This window comes from Roseivirga sp. UBA1976, assembly GCF_002336325.1.
Taxonomy (GTDB): Bacteria; Bacteroidota; Bacteroidia; order Cytophagales; family Cyclobacteriaceae; genus Roseivirga; species Roseivirga thermotolerans.
This window is the reverse complement of record NZ_DDDQ01000015.1, coordinates 1-4404: the sequence shown is the minus strand read 5'-3', so window position 1 is coordinate 4404 and position 4404 is coordinate 1. Positions and strand designations below refer to the sequence as shown.

Annotated in this window: 5 protein-coding genes; 1 reads left to right on the top strand and 4 read right to left on the bottom strand. The window is 44.3% G+C overall.

Annotation, left to right across the window (positions count from 1 at the left end; genetic code table 11):
* Positions 1 to 49: 49 nt before the first annotated feature.
* Both B3763_RS01375 and B3763_RS01370 read right to left on the bottom strand, forming a co-directional pair.
* Complete coding sequence (locus B3763_RS01375; protein WP_286742838.1) at positions 50 to 553, bottom strand: YfiT family bacillithiol transferase; 504 nt, start codon at positions 551 to 553, stop codon at positions 50 to 52.
* Positions 554 to 597: 44 nt separating this feature from the next.
* Positions 598 to 1497, bottom strand: coding sequence for an aldo/keto reductase (locus B3763_RS01370; RefSeq protein WP_286742835.1), 900 nt, complete (start codon positions 1495 to 1497; stop codon positions 598 to 600).
* Between the two features lie 52 nt (positions 1498 to 1549).
* On the opposite strand from B3763_RS01370, the gene arsC reads away from it, so the two are divergent.
* Positions 1550 to 1891 (top strand): arsenate reductase (glutaredoxin), encoded by a 342-nt coding sequence (gene arsC, locus B3763_RS01365; protein WP_286742833.1) that lies wholly within the window; start codon positions 1550 to 1552, stop codon positions 1889 to 1891.
* A 69-nt stretch (positions 1892 to 1960) separates the two neighbouring features.
* Here the strand turns inward: arsC and B3763_RS01360 are convergent, their stop codons facing one another.
* Positions 1961 to 2371, bottom strand: a complete 411-nt coding sequence (locus B3763_RS01360; protein WP_286742831.1) for a response regulator — start codon at positions 2369 to 2371, stop codon at positions 1961 to 1963.
* A gap of 6 nt (positions 2372 to 2377) precedes the next feature.
* A complete protein-coding gene (locus B3763_RS01355) occupies positions 2378 to 3979 on the bottom strand; it encodes a sensor histidine kinase (RefSeq protein ID WP_286742828.1) in 1602 nt (533 codons plus the stop codon).
* Between the last annotated feature and the right edge of the window lie 425 nt (positions 3980 to 4404).

The following is a 4404-nucleotide window of genomic DNA, read 5'->3' as shown; positions in this document are numbered from 1 at the left end:
GATCTTTTTGATTTGTACTATTTTTGGTTGTCATTTATTGTTCGAAAATCTAGTGATGCAGGTGATGTTCGCTATGCCAGGCGTAGAGGCCTATAACTTCCTTTAATACATTGATTTTTCCTGTTTCCGGATGAACAAAGGTTTTTTCTAACTCTTCAGGGCTCAAAGCTCGCAGCAATATAGCCCACCGTTTGTGCAGGTTTTCCAGCAGTTGCAGCGAGACACTTACCGGCACCTTTTCCTGATAGCTGAGTGCAGCCCAGCTTTTTTCGTCATAGGCCTTAATGGTAGGGTTCGGTTCGGTGAGGGCCCAGTGAAACCGGATGTACGAATTCATATGGCTGTCGGCCACATGGTGTACAACCTGGCGTACCGTCCAGCCATCCGCACGGTAGGGTGTGTCGAGTTGAGTGTCTGTCATACCGGCCACCGCCTGCTCATACCTTTGAGGAGCCTCCTCAATGGTGGCTATCCAGGTGTTTATGATAGCCGTATCAATTCTGGTGGGTGGGCTAAATCGGCCAATAGGGTAGCTCAGCTGTTCGTTGTTCATGTGTAGGTTACTTAAAGTGTAAAAGTAGATTGACGAAGCCCTGGTTAGGGTACATTTTCTCCCCGCGAGGCTACCCAAATTTCAAACCATTCTTGTCGGCTTAGTTTTATGTGTTGTGCGTCTGTAGCAGCCTTTATTCTATCGAGATTGCCCGAGCCAATTACCGGTAATATACCTACCGGATGAGCCAGCAACCAGGCAAACATGATACGGTCAATGGTAGTGTCGTGCCGATCGCTAATTTTATGCAATACGTTTTTTAACGTGAGCATTCGGTGTGTTTGAGCATTAAAGATACTGCCACCCCCAAGAGGCGACCAGGCCATTGGGTGCAGTCCAATTTCCTGGCAGAAATCGATGGTGCCGTTGTCGAATTCATGCAGCGAAACGCACGAAATTTCTATCTGATTGGTAACTAAAGGAAAGTCTAAGGCCGCTTGCAGGGCTTTGAATTGCTGTGGCAGAAAGTTGCTTACCCCAAAAGCTTTTACCTTGCCTTCGGTCTTTAGTTTGTCAAAAGCTTTAGCTACTTCTTGCGGATTTATGAAGGGATCGGGTCTGTGAATAAGCAGTAGGTCTATGGCTTCTACACCTAACTGACGCAGTGAGTTTTCTGCAGACCCTACAATGTGCTCAAAGCTGGTGTCGTAATGTTTGATGTAATGTTCGGGTCGCTGCGCAGAGAGAAGCTTTATGCCGCACTTGGTTACTATTTTTATTTTTTCCTTTAGGTCATTTCGGTTTTTCAAAGCATCGCCAAAAAGCTTTTCGCAGCCATAGTCGCCATAAATATCGGCATGGTCGAAGGTGTCGATGCCCAATTCAAGGCAACCTTCAACCAACTGCTGTATTTGTTCATTGGTGTAGTTCCATTCGGCAAGCCGCCAGACACCATGAACAAACTTTGAAAGACTTACTTCATCATTTAACTTGATTTGCTCCATCAATAATCTTTAGTTTTAGGCCATTGAACGCCAATATTAAACCAGAAAAGTCATGTTAAAAATTTTCCACAACCCAAGATGTACAAAAAGTAGAGAAACGCTAAAAATCATTGAAGAAAGTGGCGAAATGGTAGAGGTGGTGGAATACTTAAAAACAGTACCTTCTGAAGAAGAGCTTACTGATTTAGTTAAGCTTTTGGGCATTTCGCCCGAAGAATTGGTGCGCAAAGGTGAGGCCATTTATAAAGAGGAGTTTAAAGGGAAATTGCTCTCTGATGAGGAGTGGATAAAGGCCATGGTAATGCACCCTAAGCTGATAGAGCGGCCAATTGTGGTTAAAGGCAACAAAGCGATTATTGGCCGCCCTCCGGAAAAGGTTAAAGAACTGATCTAACAAAAAATAACGACCTTCAGCCGATAACTCCACAGAATTACCGGCTGAAGAAGCCTTGGTACTCGGTACTTATTGTGCTGAGTTGCCGAAGTGCCTGTCTATTAGTTCAGCAAGCATTCCCTTGGTTAGTGGTTTGTTCATGAAATCATGAATAACTCCCATTTTAGTAGCCATCTCCCGGTCGTGCGGGTTGAGCGAGGTGGTGAGCATGACCACAACCATTCCGCCTTTCTGGTCTTCATCTAGCTTTTCATATTCCTCTAAAAATTCCCATCCGTCCATTACCGGCATGTTGATGTCCAGAAAGATAAGTTCCGGTTGCGGTTGCTTTCCGGCCCTCTCCTTGAGGTAATCAATGGCTTCCTGACCATTGTGAGCCTCTACCACCTCTTTTGCACAATCTATCTGGCTAATAACCATTTTGTGCACAAAGTTGGTGGCTTCATCATCATCAATCAACATGATACAGTCTAGTTTCATACAGTCTTATTTTGGTATAGTAAAGTGAAAGGTACTCCCGGCATTTTCTGCGGATTCAACCCAAATCTCGCCTCCATGCTGGTCGATTATTTTTTTGCAGTGGGCCAGGCCAACTCCTGTGCCTTCATATTCTTTTTTATTATGAAGCCTCTGAAATATTCTGAATATTTTTTCCTGATGTTTTTCGGCAATACCAATGCCATTGTCGGCTACGGAAAACAGCCATTTGCCTCGCTTTTCCTGATAGCTGATTAATATTTCGGGCTTTTGGTCTTTCTTTCTAAACTTAATGGCATTGCTGATTAAGTTCTGGAAAAGAAGTCTCAATTCGGTTTCATGAGCTTGTACTTTAGGTAGTTCGGTTACCGTAATAGATGCCTTATGCTCCTTTATTTTGGAGTCCAGATCTTCCTGAATAGACTTCAGCAGCAGGTTACAATCTACCATGCTCAGGTCTTTGTCCTTGCCTATATAGTTATACACCATAAGGTCGCGAACCAGAGCACTCATGCGCTGGCTGGATTGCATAATGTATTTGAGTAGCTGCTGTGCTTCCGGGTCGAGCTTATCGCGGTATTGCTGATCGAAAATGTCGCACATGCTCATAAGTGTGCGCAAAGGCTCCTGCAAATCGTGAGAGGTCACGTAGGCTATTTGGCTAAGCTCACGGTTTTTATTTTCAAGAGAGTGGTGTGCCTTCTTTATTTCCAACAATTGCAGGCGCTGCTCCTTGTAGGTGGTAAAGTAGTCTATGGTTATCCCGATAAACGGTACTATGTAGGAAACGGTCTTCAAGAAGTGGCCCGCATTAAAGTGGGCATCGAACAGTTCGGACGAACCAAAAGCCATGTGCAACTGGGTGGCTATGGCCGGCACCATACTCCAGAGTAGCGCGTGGCTAAAAATACTTTTCTCTTTTTTTCGAAATTTAGGTATTGCCCAAGCGGCCAGTACCACAAACAGGGCCAGAGGAAAAACATCGTAAGGCCTGGTAATAAGCTGATCGGGAAATTGAGTTTCCGGAAGGTTGGTGCTTACTGCACAAATGCGAATGAGCAGGTATGATACCGCCAGAAAAATAAGGCTGGTAGAAAGCACAAAGCTGTCTTTTGTTCTCTTACTTTTCTGCTTGTCCAGTCCCAGAAGGAATATGCCAACTCCCGCAAAGAGAATGAGAGCTTTGAATACTCGAGAGAGTGCCCAGCTAAAGGGGATAAAGTTGGAATTATCGGCTACGGAATGGATGATTTTGGAGGCTGATAGGGCATGAAAGGCATCCATAAAACCTGCACAAAGCAGGGCAATGCCAATAATGGCTGTGGCCGAATTTCCCGTAATACGGTATTGTACAAAGGCCAGTATGGCTGTAGCCATGGCTATTACTACGGCAGACCATTCCAGAATTAAGTGAAGAAAAGCCCCAATTAGAGAAGAGACCACGGAATCGAGCTGTTCAGCCCCAGACATTCTACCGAACTCATCGGCATTTAGAGGTGTGCGTTGCCAGCCAAAATCTGCTCCTGCCAACATGAATAAATAGGGCAAAGCACTGATAATGACAGTGCTGTATATGATTCCCTTGGTGAGTTTGTTCTTGTTACTTTCCATGCCTTCCCTTTGAAAAATCTAAACTTAGATTGCTACCGCAACCTTCTTAAACCATAGCCATTAGGACTTTCCAAAGGCTACAACCAATATTTTGACTAATCACACAAACGAACCGATGCTAATAGGTTGAGTATCTAAGGGATACGGTTCGAAACACTCAAAAACACTTGACTCTCGTAAGAGGTTTGTGAAATGAATATAAGAAATGAATCGGATTTTTTCTGTGGTGGGTGGTAAAGCACAGGGGTTAAGCGGGTGTTATATAAGCTGTGAGGTGGCTGCGGAGGGCAACTTATAGACTAAAAATGAATGAGTTGCCGGCTACCGGTTTGTGGCCCAACAACTCTAAAAAAAATAGGGTTACCTATTTAACCTGAGTTCGATGTAAGTAAGTAGTAAAATATCCCCTCTTAGGACGTCATTGC